The 22,482-nt window shown below is 60.7% G+C and carries 20 protein-coding genes; 9 read left to right on the top strand and 11 right to left on the bottom strand.

Features of this window, described 5'->3' with window-relative positions:
- Positions 1–34: 34 nt before the first annotated feature.
- The 10 genes from EL199_RS01135 to putP form a co-directional block, all read right to left on the bottom strand.
- Positions 35–274, bottom strand: coding sequence for a tetratricopeptide repeat protein (locus EL199_RS01135; protein ID WP_126315951.1), 240 nt, complete (start codon positions 272–274; stop codon positions 35–37).
- Positions 226–1,506 carry a hypothetical protein gene (locus tag EL199_RS01130; protein WP_004141140.1) on the bottom strand — a complete coding sequence of 427 codons (1,281 nt, stop codon included), beginning with the start codon at positions 1,504–1,506 and terminating at the stop codon, positions 226–228. The genes EL199_RS01135 and EL199_RS01130 overlap by 49 nt, the downstream gene beginning before the upstream one ends.
- A 93-nt stretch (positions 1,507–1,599) precedes the next feature.
- Complete coding sequence (locus EL199_RS01125; RefSeq protein ID WP_004141143.1) at positions 1,600–2,373, bottom strand: glycoside hydrolase family 16 protein; 774 nt, start codon at positions 2,371–2,373, stop codon at positions 1,600–1,602.
- Between the two features lie 139 nt (positions 2,374–2,512).
- Positions 2,513–3,052: a YceI family protein gene (locus tag EL199_RS01120; protein ID WP_004141145.1), complete on the bottom strand. Its 540-nt coding sequence runs from the start codon at positions 3,050–3,052 to the stop codon at positions 2,513–2,515.
- Positions 3,053–3,121: 69 nt separating this feature from the next.
- Positions 3,122–3,883, bottom strand: a complete 762-nt coding sequence (locus tag EL199_RS01115) for an SDR family NAD(P)-dependent oxidoreductase (RefSeq protein ID WP_004141147.1) — start codon at positions 3,881–3,883, stop codon at positions 3,122–3,124.
- Positions 3,884–3,927: 44 nt separating this feature from the next.
- Entirely contained in the window at positions 3,928–5,682 is a 1,755-nt protein-coding gene (locus EL199_RS01110) for an ABC transporter ATP-binding protein (RefSeq protein ID WP_004141149.1), read from the bottom strand.
- Between the two features lie 43 nt (positions 5,683–5,725).
- Positions 5,726–6,394 carry a glutathione S-transferase family protein gene (locus tag EL199_RS01105; protein ID WP_004141158.1) on the bottom strand — a complete coding sequence of 223 codons (669 nt, stop codon included), beginning with the start codon at positions 6,392–6,394 and terminating at the stop codon, positions 5,726–5,728.
- A gap of 145 nt (positions 6,395–6,539) precedes the next feature.
- On the bottom strand, positions 6,540–7,514 hold the full coding sequence (locus EL199_RS01100; RefSeq protein WP_126315950.1) for an IS30 family transposase: 975 nt from the start codon (positions 7,512–7,514) through the stop codon (positions 6,540–6,542).
- 158 nt (positions 7,515–7,672) lie between these two features.
- Positions 7,673–11,275, bottom strand: a complete 3,603-nt coding sequence (gene putA / locus EL199_RS01095) for a bifunctional proline dehydrogenase/L-glutamate gamma-semialdehyde dehydrogenase PutA (protein ID WP_004141159.1) — start codon at positions 11,273–11,275, stop codon at positions 7,673–7,675.
- Between the two features lie 60 nt (positions 11,276–11,335).
- A complete protein-coding gene (gene putP / locus EL199_RS01090; protein WP_081447823.1) occupies positions 11,336–12,889 on the bottom strand; it encodes a sodium/proline symporter PutP in 1,554 nt (517 codons plus the stop codon).
- A 331-nt stretch (positions 12,890–13,220) separates the two neighbouring features.
- Here putP and vapB point away from each other — a divergent pair, with 331 nt between their 5' ends.
- Together vapB and vapC are read left to right on the top strand one after the other, a co-directional pair.
- Positions 13,221–13,454: a type II toxin-antitoxin system VapB family antitoxin gene (vapB, locus tag EL199_RS01085; protein WP_004141165.1), complete on the top strand. Its 234-nt coding sequence runs from the start codon at positions 13,221–13,223 to the stop codon at positions 13,452–13,454.
- Entirely contained in the window at positions 13,454–13,855 is a 402-nt protein-coding gene (vapC, locus tag EL199_RS01080; protein ID WP_004141166.1) for a type II toxin-antitoxin system tRNA(fMet)-specific endonuclease VapC, read from the top strand. The genes vapB and vapC overlap by 1 nt, the downstream gene beginning before the upstream one ends.
- Before the next feature lie 273 nt (positions 13,856–14,128).
- On the opposite strand, the gene EL199_RS01075 is transcribed toward vapC, so the two are convergent.
- Complete coding sequence (locus tag EL199_RS01075) at positions 14,129–14,686, bottom strand: RNA 2'-phosphotransferase (protein WP_004141167.1); 558 nt, start codon at positions 14,684–14,686, stop codon at positions 14,129–14,131.
- Positions 14,687–14,833: 147 nt separating this feature from the next.
- On the opposite strand from EL199_RS01075, the gene EL199_RS01070 reads away from it, so the two are divergent.
- Genes EL199_RS01070 through alaS form a run of 7 tightly spaced genes read left to right on the top strand, consistent with a single transcriptional unit; the run spans position 14,834 to position 22,478 of the window.
- Positions 14,834–15,814 (top strand): ABC transporter substrate-binding protein, encoded by a 981-nt coding sequence (locus tag EL199_RS01070; protein WP_004141168.1) that lies wholly within the window; start codon positions 14,834–14,836, stop codon positions 15,812–15,814.
- Complete coding sequence (locus EL199_RS01065; RefSeq protein ID WP_004141169.1) at positions 15,814–16,578, top strand: ABC transporter ATP-binding protein; 765 nt, start codon at positions 15,814–15,816, stop codon at positions 16,576–16,578. The genes EL199_RS01070 and EL199_RS01065 overlap by 1 nt, the downstream gene beginning before the upstream one ends.
- The gene (locus EL199_RS01060) at positions 16,575–17,369 is read left to right on the top strand and encodes an ABC transporter permease (protein ID WP_004141170.1); all 795 of its coding nucleotides are present in this window, start codon (positions 16,575–16,577) and stop codon (positions 17,367–17,369) included. The genes EL199_RS01065 and EL199_RS01060 overlap by 4 nt, the downstream gene beginning before the upstream one ends.
- A 46-nt stretch (positions 17,370–17,415) precedes the next feature.
- Positions 17,416–18,312, top strand: coding sequence for a tetratricopeptide repeat protein (locus EL199_RS01055; RefSeq protein WP_126315949.1), 897 nt, complete (start codon positions 17,416–17,418; stop codon positions 18,310–18,312).
- A gap of 21 nt (positions 18,313–18,333) precedes the next feature.
- Entirely contained in the window at positions 18,334–19,425 is a 1,092-nt protein-coding gene (recA, locus tag EL199_RS01050; protein ID WP_004141173.1) for a recombinase RecA, read from the top strand.
- Positions 19,412–19,858, top strand: coding sequence for a regulatory protein RecX (locus EL199_RS01045; RefSeq protein WP_004141174.1), 447 nt, complete (start codon positions 19,412–19,414; stop codon positions 19,856–19,858). Before recA ends, EL199_RS01045 begins: the two co-directional genes overlap by 14 nt.
- Positions 19,848–22,478, top strand: a complete 2,631-nt coding sequence (gene alaS / locus EL199_RS01040) for an alanine--tRNA ligase (RefSeq protein ID WP_004141175.1) — start codon at positions 19,848–19,850, stop codon at positions 22,476–22,478. Before EL199_RS01045 ends, alaS begins: the two co-directional genes overlap by 11 nt.
- The last annotated feature ends 4 nt before the right edge of the window (positions 22,479–22,482 follow it).

Genomic DNA, 22,482 nt, shown 5'->3' with positions numbered 1-22,482 from the left:
TTTGGGAAAACACGGGGAACGCCTTGGCGGGGTGCTATGACTGCAACAGCTTGAGGGTGGCGCGGATTTGTCCCGCCTTTTCGTGTTCGCCAAAGCGGGCGAGCATCTGCGTGAGCATTTGCTGCGCCTTGTCGGCGTGGCCGGTTTTGGCAAGGGCGCGGGCGGCAAGGAGGTAATTGTCGATAAGCTGCGGGTGGTTGGGATGGTGTTTGGCGAACTGCCGCGTCAGTACCAGCACCGTCTGGTATTGCCGCTGGCGCGCGGCGTATAGCACAGCGGATAGATCTCATCCGCCGGGAGGTCGGCGGGGTCGATGCGGGCGAGTTCCGGGCGGATAAGGTCGAAACTCGGCTGGTGGCCACGCGCGGCGGCGGTGATGAGCCGCTGCAACAGCGCGTATTGCGGCGCGAGCGCATAAATGCGGCGGTAGGCGGGGAAATAGGCGGCGGCATCGTGCGCCTCGTCGGCATAGAGCGCGAGCAGGGCAAGTCCGGCGTCAATCCGGTTGCTGCCGAGCAGCACGTCGGCACGGGCGAGGACGGCGGCAAAGGTTTTCTGTGTCTCCGGGTTCATGTCGCTGGTGTCGGCATCAGTGAGCAGGCTGTAATCGGGCGGGGTATCGCCTTTTGCGGGGGCGGGCGGTGGAATGTCGTCCTGAGCAGCAGGGGCGGTAGCAATCGCCGGTTGCGCGCTTTGGTCAATGTCGCGGGAAGAACTTCTCATATCAGCGTGAGTTTCTGTCGATGACCATGCTGCGGACGGCGGGTCGTCATCATCGTCCGAGATGGGTGGGCGCCGCCAGCCATGGCAGAGCATTGTCGGATAGAGGATAGCGAACATCCACACCAGTCCGCCGAGGTAAAGCACCAACATGGAAAGGGCGATAGCTAGAGCCAAAAAAGGCTTCACATTGGCGCCCTGAGCAACCCCCGCGACTAAGGCGAACAAGACATAGGCGACAGGCACCGCCAACAGCATGCCGAACCCTGTCCAAGCGAGGCAAACCATCAGATAAATCAGCAGGATATGGAAGTAACGTGCGAAACCGATACGCGCGTAGGCGGCAAGCAGTGCGGCGGGCGAAAAGATTGCCACGAGGGTACGCGATTCCAGAAAACTCTCATGAATGGCAGGCAGCAGGGCGAAGAGAACCGGCGCGTAAAACTTGGCGGGCGGGAAGGCAAAAGGCAGGGTGAGAATAACGATGCCGGCGAGATACTGCGCGAATTCGGGTAGGCGGAGTTCGCCCGAAAGTGCAGACGTCACAGGCTCAATGCTTTTGCCTGCGCGGATACGGGCGGCATTGTCAATCGTCTTGCAGAGCGATGGCAGCCACAACAGCACCATAATCAGCCATTGCAGCAACGAGCCTAAGATGCCGTCGCCCGTGTCAAAAGTGATGGCTCCTGGTATGAAAAGCAAAGACAGCAGAACCAGGACGGAGGGAAGACACAGCCAAAGCTGGTTACCGCCCTTGAAGATGTAACGTAGGGTCTGGGAAAACATGGGGAACTCCTTGGCGGGGGCTATGCCTGCAACAGCTTGAGGGTGGCGCGGATTTGTCCTGCCTTTTCGTGCGCGCCAAAAGCAGGCGTCTGCTTACTGCCAGACGCGCACATAATCAACCAGCATGGAGCCCGGCCCCGGCTTTTCCCCTTTCATGACCCCGTTGGATAAGACGATATACATCGACGTCGAGGGGATGCCTTCACCGGTATAGCGGTAGACCGCCTTGCCATCAAGCAGCATGGTCATGCTGTCCGGCCGCCAGTCGAGGGTGTAAGTGTGCCAGGCGCCGCCCAGATTCTCGCCATACGTCGGAAAGCCCGCAATCTGCCGCAGGCGCCCATTCTTCTGATAATGCACGTTGAAATGCGCATCTACCTTCCCCTGTGCGCCGGTCGAGAACTCGGCGATATCAATCTCCGGCGGCCAGGTGGAATCCACCGGCGTGGGCAGCAGCCAGAACGTCGGGGCGATGCCGGAAATCCGCGGCAGCCAGATGCGCGCTTCAATCACGCCGTAGCGGAAATTGAAGCCGGTGGCGGTGGTGGCAACGCCCGTGGTGTACGGGTAAGTGGCGCCTTTGACCGTAATCGGTGCTGCTTTCCAGTGAATCCGCAGCATTCCGTTGCTGACCGTGGTATAGCCCGCATCGAAGGCAGAGTCGTCCATATCCGGGTTGTAGGGCTCGCGGTAGCCCGGCCCAAGCCCCCGCAGTTTCATCCAGACCTTCGGATTGAGATTTGTGCCGTTAAATTCCTCGGCGAAAACCAGCCGCCAGGCACCGCTAACCGGTGGCTTCGGTTGGGGCGCGGCGAAAAGCGTTGCAGAAAACAAAACGGCGGCAAGTAAAAAACGACGAATGTCCATAAATAACTCCTTGTTGTGGCGAATAAGCGCAATACCGGCGTGGATGGCTATATTATCGCGAGAGCCATTCTATCAGCGGTATAAATACTGCACAAAAAAGCCACGGCGAACCGTGGCATATTCATCGCATCCGTGGCGCTTATTTCGCCTGTATGCCCTCGCCGGAAACCTTGACGGCAATTTCCGGCGCGACTTCAATTACCGCGCCATAATCGGCGGGCTTCAGGGTAAAGGCCGTTTCAAAACCGCTGCGGTAACCGCCCCAGGGGTCTTTGCCTTCGCCATTCTTGCTGACAGGGACGGTAATGCTTTGCGTCTTGCCGTGGAAAGTCAGCTCGCCGGTTAATTGCCCGTCTTTCCAGCCGGTTGATTTGAATGTCGCTTCCGGGAATTGCGCGCTTTCCAAATATTTCTGCAAATGTTCGTCGCGCTCGGCAAAGCCGGTATCGAGCGAAGGGATTTTGACGACGACTTGGACGTCTTTAATTTCGCCCGTTTCGCTGTCATACACATAAGAACCGCTCACTTCTTTGAACAATCCGGGAATATGGCTAAACCCCAAATGCGAAGCGCTAATCTGTACATAAAAATGGGTCGGGTCAATTTCAAATTTGACCGGCGCGGCAAAAGTGGCAGCGGAACACAAAGTGGCGGCAAATAAAGCGGTGCGTATTTTCATGAATCAGTCCTCCGAATAAATGGAAGCTGCATCATAACGGACGATCGCCATTTCTGCATGACAAAGCCGCTATTTGCGGCTGAAAAAGCGGCGGGTCAGCCAGTCGCCGAGGCGGGGCGCAAGCGGGTAGAGGCGGGCGGCGGCTTCCATCAGGCGCGGGCGGTTGATTTCGCGCACCGGGCGGTGGAAGGCAGCGCAGATGCTGGCGGCAAGCGCCTCCGGTTCGGTCAGCCAGAAGGTGCCGAGCGCTTTTTGGTAGTGGCCGCCCGGGTCGGCATGGTCGAAAAAGGCGGTTTGCATCGGGCCGGGATTGACGCTGGTGACGATGACGCCGCTGCCCATGAGCTCCAACCGCAAGGCGTTAGTGTAGCCGAGCAGCGCGTGCTTGCTTGCGGCGTAGGCGGCGGTTTTCGGCGTGGCGATTTTGCCCGCCTGCGAGATGATGTTGATGATGTGGCCGTGGCCGCGCGCCACCATGAGCGGGGCAAGTGCATGGATGAGCTGGATGGGCGCGAGGGTGTTGAGGCGCAACATCGCCGCCGTTTCCGCGTCGGTCGTATCGCAGGCGGTCTGGAAGATGCCGCTGCCGGCGTTGTTGATGAGGATGTCGAGCGGCGGCAGGGTAGGTAGCCAGGCGGCGACGGCGTCGGCGTCCGTGAGGTCGAGCGGGTGCAGGGTGATGCTGGCGGCGCCGTCGCAAGCGGCGGCGGTTTGTGCGAGGGCGTCTGGCCTGCGGGCGACGAGGTGCAGGTGGTGGCCGCGTGTGGCGGCATGGCGGGCGAGGGCAGCGCCAAGGCCGCTGCTGGCGCCGGTGATGAGGAGGGTGAGCATGGGGTTTTCCTTTTTGTGTGTGGAGGGTTTGGTTTGCAGGCTGCCTATTGTTCTGCGCTGCCGATGCGCCAGTGCCGGGCGGCTTCTCCGGCTTGCCACAGGCGGGCGTAGCGGCCGTTTTGCGCGATAAGGCTGGCATGGTCGCCTTGTTCGACCAGTTGCCCGTGGTCGAAGACGAGAATCTGCGCGGCGTGGCGGATGGTGGCGAGGCGGTGGGCTATCATCAGCACGGTTTTGTCTTGCATCAACGCCGCCAGCGCGCGCATCAAGAGCGCTTCGTTTTCGGCATCGGCAAAGGCGGTGGCTTCGTCGAGAATCAGCACCGGACGGTTTTGCAGGATGGCGCGGGCGATGGTGATGCGCTGGCGTTCGCCGCCGGAAAGTTTGCCGCCGATATCGCCGACGCGGGTTTGGTAGCCCTGCGGCATTGCCATGATGAAGTCGTGGCAACGCGCGGCGCGGGCGGCGGCTTCGATTTCGGCGTCTGTGGCGTCAGCTTTGCCGAGGCGGATGTTGTTGCCGATGGTGTCGTCAAAGAGGTACACGTCCTGGAAGACGACCGAGATTTGCCGCATGAGTTCTTGCTGCGTCAGGGCGCGGATGTCGCTGCCGCCGATGAGGACGCGCCCCTGCTGCGGGTCGGCGTAGCGCATGATGAGGCGGATGAGGGTGGTTTTGCCGCAGCCGCTGTGCCCGACCAATGCGGTCAGCGCGCGTTCGGGAATGTGCAGGTTGATGCCGCGCAACACGGGTTCGGGGTTGGCATCGTAGTGGTAGTGGACGTTTTCAAAGGTGATGTCGTGCCGCGTGGGCGCTGCCGCTTCGCCAACGCGCTCAAGCGGGGCGACGGCAAGCAGTTCCTGCAAGCGCGCGTAACCCTGCTGCACCATGCTGTAGATGCTGCTCATCGAGAGGATTTGTCCGAGCGGCTCGGCAAAGCGGATGCAGGCAACCATCGGCGCGGCGAGCAGCCAGGCGTCGAGGCTACCGCCGGTTAGCCATACCATGCCCGCCAGCAGAATCAGCAGCATCAGCAGTTCAACGGCGGAACCAAGCAGGGCGTTGGGCAGGGCTTCGGCGAGGAGCGCGTCGCGCTGGATGGTCTCGACCGCGCCAATGGCTTGTTGCAGGCGCGGCAGGCGGGTACCGGCGCTGTTCGCCGCTTTGAGGACGGGCAGACCCTGGCTGTATTCGAGCAGTTCGGCGTTCAGGCTGGCATTGGCACGGGCAAGCCGCGCTTTGGCACGCGCCATCAGCGGCTGCGTCCCGTGCTGGATGGGGACGATAAGCGGGAAGCTGATGAGGAGGATGAGGCCGAGGCGCCAGTCCCAAATGAGGGTGATGAGCGCGGTGGCAAGCGGGGTGAAGACGGCAGCAATCAGCATGTTGCTGACGATGAGGGTGTGGTTGTAGGTTTCGTCGATGGTACCGGCGAGCAGCGCATTTAGCTCGCCGCTGCGCTGGCGGTAGAGGATTTGCAAGGGAATGCGGCGCAGGTGTTCGCCCAAATGGCGGCGCATGGTGTCGCCCGCGCGGGCGCAGTTGCCGTGGTAGTCGTAATCTTGCGCACGCCAGCGAAAGATGCTGGAGAGGATGAGCAGCGCGGTGAGTGCGAGCAGCCAGAGGACGGCAGCGCGGTTGTTGCCCGCGCCCAGCGCCAGGCAGATGGGGACGAGCAGGGCGAAGCTCGCGCCTTGCAGGCTGGCAGCGATGACGCTGTCGCGCAGGCAGCGTTTGAGGACGGGCGCCTGTTCACCGGCAGCGCTCAGGATGGTGCGGTAGATGTGGATGGGGTTCATGGGCTCCTTTGCGGTTTCAACGGTTTTCAGGCTGCCTTTGGTGTCAATCCACCCGCAGCACGGCCTCGCCCGCTTTTGCTACGGCGCGGCGGTAGGCGGGGTGGGCGGCGATGCGTTGCAGGTAGGCTTGCAGGTTGGGGTATCCTGTCAGCCCGAAGCGGCTTTCGGCGGCTTGCAGCGGGTAGCTCATCATGATGTCGGCGCCGCTGAGCTCGCCCATAAGCCAGTCTTTGCCGGACAGCTCCTGTTCGATATGGCTAAGATGCAGCGCGGTTTGCGGCGCGATAAACGAGGCTTTGACCTTGGCGCTGATTTTGCGGCTGATGGGTTTGACGAAAAACGGCGCGGGTGCGGTTTCGATTTTGCGGAAAATCAGGCTGAGCAGCAGCAGCGGCATCAGCGAGGCTTCGGCGTAGTGCAGCCAGCGCTGGTACTGCCAGTATTGCGCTGTGCCTTCGGCGGGCATCAGGCGGCCTTGGCCGTAGCTGCGGATCAGGTAGTCGGTAATCGCGCCGCTTTCGGCCAGGGTGAGGCTGCCGTCTTGCAAGAGCGGCGATTTGCCGAGCGGGTGGATGCGTTTTAAGGCTTCGGGGGCGAGCAGGGTTTGCGGGTCGCGCGGGTAGGTTTGCAGCGTGTAGTCCGCGCCGAGTATTTCCAGCAGCCAGAGGATGCGCAGGGCGCGGGATTGTTCGAGCAGGTGCAGGGTGAGCATGGTGTGTTCCTTTTTGTGTGTGGAGGGTTTGGTTTCAGGGTGATGGTGCTGCAAATGTGTTTGGCGAGGCGGTGCAACGCCGTATGAGGCTTTCGGGGGATGGCTATACATACGCCTGAGTGCTCATAGTGTATGTGGCGAATTGTCAAACCAAGTGCAACACCTCATCAAAATACACTTCATAAGGTGTCCTCCACTGCAAACATTTGCGCGGGCGGTTATTCAATGCCAGCACCGCCTTTTCAATGTAATCATCAGAATATTGCGCAATATCCTGATGCTTCGGAAAATATTCACGCAACAAGCCGTTGGTGTTCTCGTTCGTGCCGCGTTGCCACGGCTGGTACGGCGGCGGAATGTATATTTTTATCCCCAACGCCTCCGCCACCACCGCATGCCGCGCAAATTCCTTGCCCCGGTCCGGCGTGATGCTGTGTACCGTCTGCTCGCGCAAGGCTTCAATCATCGCCGCATTTACGCCGTCCGCCGTTTTCTTCTCCAGCCGGACGCACCGCAGATAGCGGCTTTTACGGTCAACCAACGTCAGCAACACCGCACCACCCACCACGCCTGCAACGGTATCGGCTTCCCAATCGCCAAGTCGCTCCCGCGCCTGTGCCTCTGGCGGACGCTCCGACAGCGCATGCTCAACCGGGAAGTTATCACGTGTCGGCTCGCCCTTGCGCCGCCGCTTCTTGCCACGGTGGCGCAGCCTTTGCTTGCCGCTTATCACCCAGTCGGGGTCATTGAAACGCTTGGCGTAGATACCGCGGTAGATAGTCGCGTAGCTGATGGCGTGCGTGCGGCCTTCGTGGCGCAAGCGGTACTGAATCTGCTCCGGCGACCAGTGCAGTTTCAGAAACCTCTCCTTGACCAGGGCAAAAAGTTCCGGGTCATCAAGTTTACGCTTGCGGCGGCAGAGCTTACGCCTGCTGTCGTATTTCTCCTGCGCCTTGCTGGCGTCGTAGTTTTCGCCAGCGCTATTGCGCTTCAGTTCGCGCAAGATGGTGCATCTGTGACGCTTCAACATGGTGGCAATAGCAGCGGGGCAATGACCTTGGTTGAACAAAGTCATTATGCAACCCCGCTCAATGGGCGTAATATGACTGTAGGCATCCATTTTCGGTCTCCTGCAATGTTTTGATGTTTTTTGCAGTATCGCTTATGGATGTCTTTTTTGTAGCTGTTGCACTTGAATTGTAAATTCGCCGTAAATGGATCGCTTGCTGCGTGAAAAAGCCCGCACAAGGCGGGCTTTGGGTTGCCGAAGCGGCGGGGTCAGGCTTCCGCCATTGCCATCAGGCTGGCGTTGCCGCCGGCGGCGGTGGTGTTGGTGCTGCAGCTGGTTTCTTCGTAGAGCGGCAGGATGTCCACTTCGCCGCTTGCGTCCACGATTTTGACGAGTGCGCCGTCGCGCGCGGCCAGCGCGGTTTTGAGCGCGGCGGGCAGCGGTTCGAGCGCCAGTACGTGGCGGGCGTGGTCGGAGACGGGCTCGGCGCTGACGCGAATGAGGCCGTCGGCGGTTTTTTCGAGCAGCGCCAGCGGGTGTTCTTTGGCGACGTGCAGGTGTCCGCCAGCAATGGCGACCGGGATGAGCGCGCTCAATCCGCGTTCGAGGTCGCCGCCGTAGAGGGCGATGTGCGGCGGCAGGTGCCAGCTGATTTGGTTGTTCTCGCCAGTCGGGCCGCCGAGGGTTTGTACGGCGTGGCGCAGGGTGGTTTTTTGTGCTGCTTCTGCCGCTGCTTTGAGGCGGTTTTGCGCCGCGTCGTCCAGTCCGCTTTGCGCGATGAGTGCCTGTAGTTTCGGCAGCGCCGTTGTATCGGGCGCACCCGCGTGGTCAAGTGTCGGCGCTTGCCAGGCGTCGCCCTGGCTGAGTTTTTGCAGGTAGAAGCTGCCGCCCGCTTTCGGGCCGGTGCCGGAGAGGCCGTGCCCGCCGAAGGGCTGCACGCCGACGACGGCGCCGACAATGTTGCGGTTGACGTAGATGTTGCCCGCTTCGATTTGGTCGGTGATGCGCGCGATGGTGCTGTCGATGCGGCTGTGGATGCCGTGGGTCAGCGCGTAGCCTTTTTGGTTGATTTGTTTGAGCAGGCTGTCGAGTTCGCCCGCGCGGTAGCGCAGGACGTGCAGCACCGGGCCGAAGACTTCGCGCTGGAGTTCGTCGAGGTTGTTGAGTTCGAAGAGGATGGGCGCGATGTAGGTGGAGGCCGCCGGGTCGATGTTGTCTGCGACCGCGGTTTCGTGGTGCGCGCGGGCGACGGTTTTCATTTTGTCGATGTGGGCGCGCAGGTTTTGTTGCGCCTCGGCGTCAATGACCGGGCCGATGTCGGTGGTCATGGCGCTCGGGTCGGCGATGCGCAGTTCGTTCATCGCGCCTTTGATCATGGCGAGGGTGCGCTCGGCGATGTCATCCTGCAGGCAGAGGATGCGCAGCGCGGAGCAGCGTTGTCCGGCGCTGTCGTAGGCGCTGTTGATGACGTCCAGGCAGACTTGTTCGGCAAGCGCGGTGCTGTCCACGATCATCGCGTTCTGGCCGCCGGTTTCGGCGATGAGTACCGGGTTGTCGTCGCGCGCGGCAAGGGTGCGGTTGATGCGTTGGGCGACTTCGGTCGAGCCGGTGAAGACGACGCCGTTGATGCGTTTGTCCTGGGTGAGTGCGGCGCCCGCATCGCCCGCGCCGAGGACGAGTTGCAGCACGTCGCGCGGTACGCCCGCCTGGTGCATGAGCTGTACGGCGCGGTAGGCGATGAGGCTGGTTTGTTCGGCCGGTTTGGCGATGACGGTGTTGCCGACGGCGAGGGCGGCGACGACTTCGCCGGTGAAGATGGCGAGCGGGAAGTTCCAGGGGCTGATGGCGACGATGGTGCCGACCGGTTTGCGTGCGGCGCAGGTGGTTTCGGCTTCATTCGCGTAGTAGCGGCAGAAATCCACCGCTTCGCGCACTTCGGCGATGGCGTTGGTGAGGGTTTTGCCCGCTTCGCGCACGGCGAGGCTCATCAGTTCGGCGGTGTGCGCTTCAAAGAGGTCGGCGATGCGGCGCAGGATGGCGGCACGCGCGGCGGGAGCAATGGCCGCCCAGCTGTGTTCGGCTGCTTTGGCGGTGGTGACAACGTCGGCGATGGCGTCCACTTTGATGAAGGCGGCGTTGCCGACGCTGTCTTTGTGGTTCGCCGGGTTCGCGACGTCGTGCACTGCTTCGCTTTCGACGGGCGCGGCGGTGATGCTGCTCGCCTGCACGCGCGTGGCGGCGGCGCGGTTCATTTCGCTTTCGAGTTGTTTCAGGGTGAATTCGTTGCTGAAGTCGAGGCCGCGCGAGTTCGGGCGGCTCGCGCCGTAGAGGGCGCGCGGCAGCGGCAGCGCGGCGTGCATTTTGCCTTGGGTTTGTGCGGCGGCTGCCAGCGGGCTTTTGACGAGGTCGTCAATGCTGATGTTTTCATCGACGATTTGGTTGACAAAGGAGGAGTTGGCACCGTTTTCCAGCAGGCGGCGCACGAGGTAGGCGAGCAGGGTTTCGTGCGTGCCAACCGGGGCGTAAACGCGCACGCGGCGGCCGAGGTTTTGCGGGCCGACGACCTGGTCGTAGAGGGTTTCGCCCATGCCGTGCAGGCATTGGTGCTCGAAGTCTTTGTCCTTGCCCATTTGGTAGATGGCGCCGAGGGTGTAGGCGTTGTGCGTGGCAAATTGCGGGAAGATGGCGTCTTGCGCGCCGAGCAGTTTGCGCGCGCAGGCGAGGTAGGAGACGTCGGTATGCACTTTGCGCGTGTACACCGGATAGCCGTCCAGACCATCGACTTGCGCCCATTTGATTTCGCTGTCCCAGTAGGCGCCTTTGACGAGGCGAATCATCAGCTTCTGTTTGTTGCGCCGCGCGAGGTCGATGAGGTAATCAATGACAAACGGGCAGCGCTTCTGGTAGGCCTGCACCACGAAGCCGATGCCGTTGTAGCCGGCAAGGTCGGGGTCGGAAACCAGCGCTTCCATCAAATCCAGCGAGAGTTCGAGGCGGTTGGCTTCTTCGGCGTCGATGTTGATGCCGATGTCGTATTTTTTTCCGAGTAAAAAGAGTTCCTTGAGTCGTGGCAGGAGCTCAGTCATGACGCGCTCATGCTGCGCGCGGGCGTAACGCGGGTGAATGGCGGAGAGTTTGACGGAAATGCCGTTGCCCTCGTACACGCCCTGCCCAGCAGCGTCCTTGCCGATGGCGTGGATGGCGTTCACATAATCCTGAAAATAGCGGTCGGCGTCGGCCTGGGTCATCGCCGCTTCGCCGAGCATATCGAAAGAATAGCGGTAGCCCATTTTCTCCCGCGCCTTGCCGTTTTTCAGCGCTTCATCAATCGTCTGCCCGGTAACGAACTGCTTGCCGAGCAGACGCATCGCATAATTCACCCCCTGACGGATCAGCGGCGCGCCACCGCGTCCCAACACGCGGGTGAGCGCCGTGCCGAGTGAGTTTTCATCCGTTTGCGCGGTCAGCTTGCCGGTAATCAGCAGCCCCCAGGCGGCGGCATTGACGAACATCGACGGACTGTGACCGAGGTGGCTTTTCCAGTTGCCACCGGAGAGCTTGTCGGCAATGAGGCGGTCGCGCGTCGCCTTGTCTGGAATACGCAGCAAGGCTTCGGCAAGACACATCAGCGCCACTCCTTCCTCGCTGGAGAGCGCAAACTCGTGCATCAGCGCATCAACACCGCTCGCCTTGCGCCGGTTCTCGCGCACCTGTTTGACCAAACGACGCGCCAGCGCCTCGGCCTCGCGTGCCTCTTCCTCGCTCAACTGCGCACGCGCCAACATATCGGCAACGGCTTCCGCCTCATCGCGGCGGTAGGCATTGGTAATGGCATCGCGCAGCGCGGACTGCGGGCGGGTGAATACGAACATGATGATAACTCCTTATAAAATAGCGGGATGAAAAACGGGGTGGACAAGCCACCCCACTAATTATGCAACTTTTCCATGCTTGTTGGCATGATAATCGCGGTCGGCCTGCTCGAAGCGTTCGACCACCGCAGGCGCGGGCTTCCCGAACAGTGACACCACCACAATCGCCAGCGCACAGGCAATAAAACCGGGGACGATTTCATACATCGTTGTCCAACCGCTTCCACCAGCAGCAATAGCGGGCTTTTTCACACGTTCTGCCCATGCGACCACCGTAATCGCGCCAGCAATCATGCCGACCAACGCACCAGTTGCGGTCATTCGCTTCCAAATGAGCGAGAAAATCACCACCGGGCCAAACGCCGCGCCAAAGCCTGCCCAGGCATAAGAAGTCAGCCCCAGCACCTTGCTTTCGGGGTCAGCGGCAATGACGATGGCAATCACCGCGACCGCAAGAACCATCAAACGGCCCACCCACACGAGTTCCGCCTGCGCCGCATTAGGACGCAAAAAGCCCTTATAAAAATCCTCGGCAATAGCGCTAGAACAAACCAATAATTGGCAAGACAACGTGGACATAACCGCGGCAAGAATCGCAGAAAGAATCACACCGGCAATCCACGGATCAAATAACAAAGTAGCCAGACCAATAAAAATCCGCTCATCTTTGCCACCCAATGCACCAATCTCTTCCGGCTTCGCGCCAAAATAAGCAATGCCAAAATAACCCACGGCAATAGCACCGCCCAGGCACAAAATCATCCAAGTCATGCCAATACGGCGTGCGCTTTTCAAAGACTGTACATTTTCCGCAGCCATAAAACGGGCAAGAATATGCGGCTGGCCAAAATACCCCAAACCCCAAGCAGCAGTCGAAACAATACCGAGGAAAGTCGTACCGGCAAAAAGACCACTATATTCACTATAATCCTTGCCTTTCTCTGTAGCGACCTTGGCAATAGAAACGGCGACATCATCAAAACCACCGACGACAATCAGCACCATAATTGGCGTCAAAATCAGGGCAAAAATCATCAAAGTCGCCTGCACCGTATCCGTCCAGCTCACCGCGAGGAAGCCGCCGATAAAAGTATAAGCAATCGTTGCGCCCGCGCCGAGCCACATCGCCTGCGTATAAGAAAGATTAAAAAGACTTTCAAAAAGACGCGCCCCGGCAACCACACCGGCAGCACAATAAATGGTAAAGAAGAAAAGAATAATGGCGGCGGAAATTACCTTCATTGCGCGCCCTTGCGCACCGAATCGGTGGAAAAAATAATCCGGCAACGTCAGCGCATTATTATTGTATTCCGTATGCACGCGCAGGCGACCTGCCACCAACAGCCAATTCAAATACGCGCCGACCGTCAAACCAATGGCAATCCATGCCTCGCTCATCCCGGCCACAAAAACCGCGCCGGGCAATCCCATCAACAGCCAACCGGACATATCAGAAGCGCCCGCCGACATTGCCGTCACGAATGGCCCCAAACTGCGCCCGCCCAAAATATAATCATCAAAACTGCGCGTCGAAAAATACGCCGCCATGCCAATCAATAACACCACAATCAAATAAATGCCGAAAGTAATGTGCATCGGATTAAAATCGCCCATAAACATACCTCACTGATGTATAAAAAACACGGCAAACGCGGTACGCCTGCCGGAACAGAACACTATGCGCCTTACCAGTTATACAGGAAAATTTAACAGCCCGTCAATCCCTGCCAAAGCAAATTATTTCCCATACATTTTTATAATCTCAAAAAGCTAGGGAAGAATTTAATGATGCCGCGCTGTTGGTAAAAAGGGGCAGACGGGGATTATGGAAAAACATTGCGGCAAGGCGCCGCAGCAGCTATTTGAAATCAAATCGTTGCGTGGGTTTGACAGCCATACATCACGGCTATATAGTGCGGCGCATTCCTGTGAACCGGAGTGATACATGAGTGAAGGAACGGTTTTTATGAACAATCGAACCCAGGCCGTCCGCCTGCCGGCGGACATGCGCTTTGATGAAAATGTCAAAAAAGTCGAAGTGCGCAAACAGGGTAATGAACGCATCATCTCGCCCGCAGGGCAGTCATGGGACAGCTTCTTTGCCAAGCCCAAGGAACAGTGGCTAAGCGAAGATTTCAGCGTTGAACAGGAGCCGCCGCAAGAGCGGGAAGACTGGTAATGCTGACCTATATGCTGGATACCAACACCATCATCTATACGATGAAGAACCGGCCTGCGGGGATGCAGGAGCGCTTCAACCGCCTGGTTTCGCAGCTCTGTATCAGCAGTATTACCGCCGCCGAGCTGTGTTTCGGGGTGGAAAAAAGCGCGTGGCCTGAACGTAACCGCGCGGATCTCGAAGATTTTTTCTCGCGTCTGGAAATCCTGCCCTACGGGCTTAAAGCCGCGTATCACTATGGAAATATCCGCTTTCAGCTGCAAAAGGCAGGAAAAGTTATCGGCGGCAATGACATTCACATCGCCGCACATGCGCGCAGCGAGGGATTGGTGCTGATTAGCAATAATCTTGCGGAGTTTCAGCGGGTTGAAGGATTGCGGCTGGAGAATTGGGTTGTTTGAAATTAGCTGTAGGCAGAAATTCAAACGGTTGTGTGTGCAGAAATATTAAAGGGCGTCCGTTGGACGCCCTTTGGTTTTGCCGTGGCGGGTGCGCGTATGCAACTTGCGGGATGAGGTTTCAATTTTTCACAGTTGCTGCCCCCACACTAACCCTCCCACGGGAGAGGGGACATATCGGCGACTTGCCTCGCTTTGGTCACTACACAGGACGTTAAAAGCATAGTTTTTCACGGATTCTTAGGGGTTTGGGCGCGGGCGTTTCTTGCAATTTGGTTAAGCGTCGGCGCTGATATAGGCGAGGGGGACGTGCTCGGTGAGCCAGACGCCGTTGTCGCTCTGGTAGAACACATGGCCGTCGCGCTGCATTTCGCCAGCTGCGATGCGCAGCACCAGCGGTTTGCCGTGGCGCTGGCCGACTTTCATCGCGGTCTCCACGTCGGACGAGAGGTGGACGTGGTGGCGCGTGCGCTTGTCCAGCCCGCCGCTTTCGCGGATGGCGGCGAAGGTGCTGCGTGCGGTGCCGTGATAAAGCGTCTCCGGCGGCACGCACGGGGTGTAGGCGAGGTCAATCGCGACGGAATGTCCCTGGTTGGCGCGGATTTTCGTGCCGCTCGCATCGTAACTGAAGCGCTGTTTCGGGTTGGTGGCGACGACGTGGTCCAACAGGGCGCGGTCAATGGCAGTGCCGTGCGCGTTTAGTTGTTGCAGGAGGATGGCGACGTCTACCCAGCCCTGCGCATCGAGGGTGATGCCGATGCTTTGTGGTTGGTGGCGCAGGATGAAACTGAGGCGCTTGCTGATGCGGGTGGCGGGATCTGGGGGTTGCTTCATGTTTTTGCGGTGTAAGGATTGATTAGGGGAGGGCATTTTACCGAGTCCAACGCGCGCTGGCTGCGCCGCTGCTGCTTGAACAACCCTTACCGCTATGTTAAAAAGCCGCCTTCGCGCGTGGTTGCGCGGTTTTTTACCGGAGGTTTTATGAAAGCTATGTTGCGCGCCGCGCTGGCGGCGGTTTTGGCGGTAGCGGCGTTTGCCGCGCAGGCGGCGGACAAGGTGAAGGTCGGCTATATCGCCCTGCCTTCGCATGCGCCCAGTTTTATTGCCAAAGAAAAAGGCTATTACGCCGCCGAGGGGCTGGATGCCGAGCTGGTGCCGTTTCAGGCGGCGCAGGCGATGGCGGTTGCCATTGCTTCCGGCGATATTGATTTTGGCGTGACTGCCGTGTCCGGCGGGCTGCTGAATCTGGCGGCGCGCGGCGATACGGTGCGTATTTTTGGCGGTGCGCTGGAGGAAGCCGACGGCGTGCCGGGGCATAAAATCCTCGCCAGCAAGGCGGCGTTTGACGGCGGTTTGCAGTCGCCGATGGAGCTGGACGGCAAGCGCTTTGCCATCACCACCCAAGGCTCTTCGTTTGAATATATGGGCGCGCAGATTGCCGCCAAGGTGGAGGCGAAGGTGAAGACGGTCGCGCTGAACAATATGCCGGCAATCGCCGCGGCGTTGCAGGCGGGCAAGGTGGACGTTGCCGTCGCCCAGCCGGGCATTGCCGCCGATTTGGTCGCCAAGGGGGCGGCGGTCGAGATTGGCAAGGTGGTGGATTTCCTGCCGGGCTATCAGGTGACGGTACTCTTTACCGGCACGAAGCTGGCGCAGGAGAAGCCTGAGCAGATGGCGGCATTCAAGCGCGCGTTTGCCAAGGGCGCGGCGGATTACAACGCGGCGCTGGTGGATAAATCGCTGGATGCGGCGGCAACGGAAGCGGTCATCGCCGCTATTCATAAATATGTGTACGTCGATCGCAGCGCCGAGGAGGCGAGCCGCCTCATCCGCGAGGGCGCGATGCTGATTTCGCCGGAGGCGCGGCTGAACCGCGACGATGTGCGCAAGCAAATCGGCTGGTTCAAGGCGCAGAAGCTGGTGCCGGATACGCTGGACATAAACGCGCTGCTGGCAGACTGATGCGGCTTTTGGTTGAGGGCATTTCCCACCGCTATCACGGGCGGCTGGTGTTGCAGGATGTGTCGTTTGCGATTGAGGCGGGCGAGATTGTCTGCATCATCGGCCCGTCCGGCTGCGGCAAGTCAACGCTGCTGCGGATGATTGGCGGGCTGGAGCGCGCCGAGCAGGGCACGGTGTGGATGGAAGGCGCGCCGCCTGCGGCATCGCTTAACCCGCTGACGTTCGTCTTTCAGGATTTTGCCCTGCTGCCGTGGCGCACGGTGGCGGATAATATCGCGCTGGTGCTGGAGCAGCACCCGCTCTCGGCGGCAGAGCGGCGCGAGCGCATCCATGACGTGCTGGCGCGCACCCAGCTTACCGAATTTGCCCATGCCTGGATTCGCCAGCTTTCCGGCGGGATGAAACAGCGGGTGGCGATTGCCCGCGCGCTCGCGGTCAATCCGGCGGTGATGCTGATGGACGAGCCGCTCTCCGCCCTCGACAGCCAGACCAAGGATTTGCTGCTCGATGATTTCGTGCGGTTGTGGTCGGCGGCGCCGTTTTCCGCGGCGTACGTCACGCACAACCTGCGCGAAGCGGTGCGCCTCGGCCACAAAATCGTGGTGATGTCGCGCCGTCCCGGGCAGGTACGCGAAGTGGTCGCGCTCGATACGCCGCTGGATGCGCGCGATGAACACGCGCCCGAATTGCAGGCGGTAGAGCGGCAACTGTGGCAGTTGATGCGCGACGAAGCGCGCGCGGCAGAACGGGAGCTGGAAGGATGAGCGAGAAACGCATACCCGTGCCGCTGCGGGCGCGCGCATTTGGCGGTGCGGCGCCGCGCTGGATGGGCTGGGCGACCTTCGCCGTGCTGCTTGCCCTGTGGGAAATGGCGGTGCGCGCCGGCTGGATTAGCCGCACCTTTATCGCCTCGCCTGCGGAAATCATCGTGCAATTGCAGAACCTGCTGCTGTCCGGCGAACTGTGGCTGCATCTCGGCGCCAGCCTGCGCCGCCTGCTCATCGGCTGGGGACTGGGCAGTGCGCTCGGTATCATGATCGGCCTGATGATCGGTCTGTCGCGGGTGGCGCGCGGCACGCTGCTGCCGCTGGTATCGGCGCTCTTTCCCGTGCCGAAAATCGCGCTCTTGCCGCTGTTTCTCGTCTGGTTCGGCATTGACGAAGGCTCGAAAGTGGCGACGATTTTGATCGGCACGCTCTTCCCGACGGTGATTGCCACCTACGCGGCGGTCGATAACGTCGATCGCAACCTCATCCGCATGGGACAGTCGTTCGGGCTGCCGCCTGCGGCCATCGTGCGCAAAATCATCCTGCCGGGGGCGATGCCGGGCATCTTCGCCGGCTTCCGCATCTCCATTTCCATCGCCATCACCATGCTGGTGGTGGCGGAAATGATGAACGCCGACCGTGGCGTCGGCGCCTACATCGCGGCCGCCGGACAGCTGTACCAGATGGATCAGCTGCTGGCCGGCGTGACCCTGCTGGCGTTGCTTGGCATCGTGCTGTCGTGGCTGCTCGGCGTCTGCGAACGGCGGGTGCTGCGCTGGCGGGAATAAAGCGATTTCTCTCCCCACAGGGGAAAGTTTTACAGGAGACATATATATGACACGTTACATGCTCTTCCTTCTAACCGCCCTGCTCGCCCCCGCTTGGGCGCAGGACGAACCGCCGGTGGCGCTGCTGCCGGTGCAGGGCGACACGCTGACGCCAGAAAAAGCGCAGGAAAAAGCCAAACAGCCCCCGGATGCGGCGAAAGAAACCCCCGTGGCAGAAGCGCCATCCGCACCGCCCGACGACGACCCTACCATCGAGACCATCAAACTCTCGCCACCGCCCGAAACGCCGCCTGCCGAAGAAAAAGCGGCAGCGGCGAAAAAGCCCGACGACAGTGCGGCGCATAAAGAAAACGCGGCAAGCCCGGAAAAGGCGCCCGACCCGACCGGCGGCGAGGGCGACACCACGCAGCCGTTGCCGCCTACCGGCACCGCGACCACGGCCCCGCCGCCCGCGCCCGATAGCGCCACGCCCAAACCAACCGCCGCCGAAGAAGAAGCCAGCCCGCCGTGGTCAGGCTACGCGCAGGCGCAGTCGATGGCGGAAAACGGCAACCCGCGCGGCGCGCTGAAACAACTGGAAACCCGCCTTTCCACCCGCCCCGACGACAGCCGCGCCGCCTACCTCAAGGGACTGGTGCTGATGCAGCTCGGCCGCAGCGAAGAAGCGGAGCGCTGGTACAAAATGATGCAGGCGAACTTCCCCGACCTGCCGCAGCCGGGCAACGCGCTTGCCGTGATTTACGCCGGACGTGGCGATTTGCCCGCCGCCGAAGCCGCCCTGCGCGCGCTTTTGGAAAAACATCCCGACCACACCTCGGCGCGGGTCAACCTCGCCCGTTTATACGTACAAATGGCGCAGGCGGAGTACGAAAAGGCGCTGAAAGACACCCCTGATAATGCTATGATTGCGCGCAAACTTGAGGCCTTGAAGGCCATGCAGTAACCCCCAAAAAACCGGAAATTTATGAGCAAACAAATCTCGGAAGAACAGGAAAAAGCGCTGAAAGCGGTGCTGGCACAGCTGGACAAACAATTCGGCAAAGGCACGGTGATGCGTCTTGGCGACCAGACCACCGAACACGACATTCAGGCCATCTCTACCGGCTCTTTGGGGCTGGACATCGCGCTCGGCATCGGCGGCCTGCCGCGCGGGCGCATCGTCGAAATCTACGGCCCGGAATCTTCCGGCAAGACGACGCTCACCTTGCACGTCATCGCCGAAGCGCAAAAAGCAGGCGGCACGGCCGCCTTTATTGATGCCGAACACGCCCTCGACCCGATTTACGCGCGCAAACTCGGCGTCAATACCGACGACCTCTACATCACCCAACCCGACACCGGCGAACAGGCGCTGGAAATCGCCGACGCCTTGGTGCGCTCCGGTGCGTTCAGCGTCATCGTCATTGACTCCGTCGCCGCCCTCACGCCCAAAGCGGAAATCGAAGGCGAAATGGGCGACTCGCACGTTGGCCTGCAAGCGCGGCTGATGAGCCAGGCGCTGCGCAAACTCACCGCCAACATCAAGCGCGCCAACACGCTGGTCATCTTCATCAACCAAATCCGCATGAAAATCGGCGTGATGTTCGGCTCGCCGGAAACCACCACCGGCGGTAACGCGCTCAAGTTCTACGCCTCAGTGCGCCTCGACATCCGCCGCATCGGCTCCGTTAAGGAAGGCGATGAAGTACTGGGCAACCAAACCCGCGTCAAAGTGGTGAAAAACAAAGTATCGCCGCCCTTCAAACAGGCAGAATTTGACGTCCTCTACGGTCAGGGCATCTCGCGCATCGGCGAAATCATTGACCTCGGCGTGGCGATTGACGTCATCCAGAAATCCGGCGCTTGGTACAGCTACGGCAGCGACAAAATCGGCCAAGGCAAAGAAAAAGTCCGCGCCTATCTCACCGAAAAACCGGAACTTGCCGCCGAAATCGAAGCCAAAATCCGTGAACACTACATCGGCAACGCCCATGCCGAACTGCCGGTAAGCAAAGATAGCGGTGACGACGCAGAGGCCAGCGAAGCCCCCGTCACGGACGGCAATGAGCTCTTCTGATGACGCCCGGCGTGCGATAGAAGCGCGCTGTCTGGCGGCGCTCGGTCGGCGCGAATACAGCCGCGCCGAGCTTGCCGCCAAACTGGGCGAATTTCCCGCCGAAGACGTCGCCGCCGTTCTCGAAACCCTCGCGGAACGCGGCTGGCAAAGCGACGCCCGCTTTGCCGAAAGCTATCTGCGCGGTCACCGCGGTTACGGCCGCCTGAAAATACGGCACGAACTGGAAGCGCGCGGCATCCGTGGTGAACTTCTGCGCGAGACCCTCGATAGCGCCGACTGGTTCGCCGCCGCCCGTGAGGTTTACCAAAAAAAATACAGCGCTCCGGCGACGACGCCGCAGGAGCGGGCGAAGCGGCAGCGTTTCATGGCGCAGCGCGGCTTCAGTTACGAAGAAATCCAGCAAGCAATGACAGCAACCCAAGATGAAGCATAACCCCCCCCAATCCACCGCCGAAATCCGGCGCGCCTTCCTCGACTACTTCGCCGAACACGGCCACAAAATCGTCCATTCCTCCTCGCTGGTGCCGGGTAACGACCCGACCCTGCTCTTTACCAACGCGGGCATGGTGCAATTCAAGGACATCTTCACCGGCAGCGAATCACGCGACTACAAGCGCGCTACCACTTCGCAGCGCTGCGTGCGCGCCGGCGGCAAGCATAACGACCTGGAAAACGTCGGCTACACCGCGCGCCACCACACCTTCTTTGAAATGCTCGGCAACTTCAGCTTTGGCGACTACTTCAAGGCCGAAGCCATCCCCTTCGCCTGGAACCTGCTGACGCAAGTCTTCGGCCTGCCGCCGGAAAAACTCTGCGTCACCGTTTACCACGAAGACGACGAAGCCTTCGCCATCTGGCGCGACAAAGTCGGCCTGCCGGAGGACAAAATCATCCGCATCGGCGACAAACCGGGCAAAGCCAAGTACGAATCGGACAACTTCTGGGCGATGGGCGACACCGGCCCCTGCGGCCCCTGTTCGGAAATCTTCTACGACCACGGCCCGGACGTCTGGGGCGGTCCGCCCGGCTCGCCGGAAGAAGACGGCGACCGCTTCATCGAAATCTGGAACATCGTCTTCATGCAATTTGAGCGCGACGCCAGCGGCACGATGAAACCGCTGCCGCGTCCGTCCATCGACACCGGCATGGGGCTGGAGCGCATCGCCGCCGTGTTGCAGGGCGTGCATTCCAACTACGAAATCGACATCTTCCGCAACCTGATTGCCGCCGCGGCAGAAGCGACTGGCTGTGATGACCTCGCGCAAACCTCGCTCAAAGTCATCGCCGACCACATCCGCGCCACCGTCTTCCTCATGGTTGATGGCGTCCTGCCAGGCAACGAAGGCCGCGGTTACGTCCTGCGCCGCATCATGCGCCGCGCCATCCGCCACGGCTACAAACTCGGGCAAAATCAGCCGTTCTTCTACAAACTGGTCGCGCCACTCGTCGCCGAGATGGGCGAGGCCTACCCGGAAATCGTCGAAGCCGAAGCGCGCATCACCGATGCGGTTCGCCGCGAAGAAGAGCGCTTCGCGCAGACGCTGGAAGCGGGGCTGGAAGTGCTGGAAAAAGCGCTGGGCGAAATGCGCGGCACAGAAATCCCCGGCGAAACTGTCTTCAAACTGTATGACACCTACGGCTTCCCGGTCGATCTCACCGCCGACATCGCCCGCGAACGCGGCCTGACGCTGGACATGGACGGCTATGACGCAGCAATGGCTGAACAGCGCGAGCGCGCCAAAGCGGCGGGCAAATTCGATGCCGCGCAAAAACTGGACATCAGCGGCAAAACCGCCTTTGACGGCTACGAAAAAGAAAGCGGCAGCGCACAAATCATGCAAATCTTCGCCGACGGCAAAGCGGTCACCAAACTGGATGCCGGCGCGCGGGGCGTGGTCGTTCTTGACCGTACCCCGTTCTATGGCGAATCCGGCGGACAAGTTGGCGACAGCGGCACCCTGCGCACCACCAGCGGCGTTTTCCGCGTCGAAGACACACAAAAACAGGGCGATGCTTTCCTCCACATTGGCCACGTCGAACAGGGCGACATCAGCGTCGGCGAAACCGCACAAGCAGAAATCGACCGCGAACGCCGCGCCGCCATCAAGCGCCACCACTCCGCCACCCACCTGCTGCACAAAGCGCTGCGCAGCACCCTCGGCACGCACGTCCAACAAAAAGGCTCGCTCGTCGATGAGCGCCGCACCCGCTTTGACTTCTCGCACGACAAGGCGCTCAGCGCCGCAGACATCGCGCAAGTAGAAGCAATGATGAACGCGCAAATACTCGGCAATGCGCCGGTCGTCATCGAACAAATGAGCCGCGACGCCGCGCAGAAAAAAGGCGCGATGGCGCTCTTTGGCGAAAAATACGGCGACGTCGTGCGCGTGGTCAGCATGGGCGACGACGGCTTCTCCATCGAACTCTGCGGCGGTACGCACGTCGGCCGCCTCGGCGAAATCGGCCTCGCCAAAGTCGTCTCGCAAGGCGCCGTATCCGCTGGTGTGCGCCGCATCGAAGTCGTCTGCGGCCTTGCCGCGCTGGAACACCTCACGCACAGCGACGCCCTGCTCACTGAAAGCGCGGCGCTGCTGAAAACCGACGGTGAACACCTGCCGGAGCGCATCAGCGCCCTGCAACAACAACTGAAAACGTTGGAAAAAGAAGTACAAACGCTGAAGCGCCAACTCGCCCAAGGCGGCGACGGTGGCGGTGCCGAAATCCAGGTCATCAACGGCTGGAAAACACTGGCGCTGCAACGCGACGGCATTGACAACGCCACCCTGCGCGACACCGCCGACCAACTGCGCGACCGCCTCGGCGCGGACGTCGTCGTCATCGGCAGCGTGGATGACGACACCGCCCGCCTCATCGTCAGCGTCGGCAAAACAGCGAACGGCCTGCATGCGGGCAACATCATCCGCGAACTCGCCGTACACATCGGCGGCAAGGGCGGCGGCCGCCCCGATTTCGCCCAAGCGGGCGGCAAAAACCCCGCAGGCCTTTCCGCCGCGCTTGCCGCGTTGGCGCAAGTCCTGCCCGAAAAAAACTGAGGAG

The organism is Cardiobacterium hominis (genome assembly GCF_900637305.1).
Taxonomy (GTDB): Bacteria; Pseudomonadota; Gammaproteobacteria; order Cardiobacteriales; family Cardiobacteriaceae; genus Cardiobacterium; species Cardiobacterium hominis.
The sequence above is the reverse complement of the archived record's forward strand: the minus strand, read 5'-3'. Positions and strand labels throughout refer to the sequence as shown.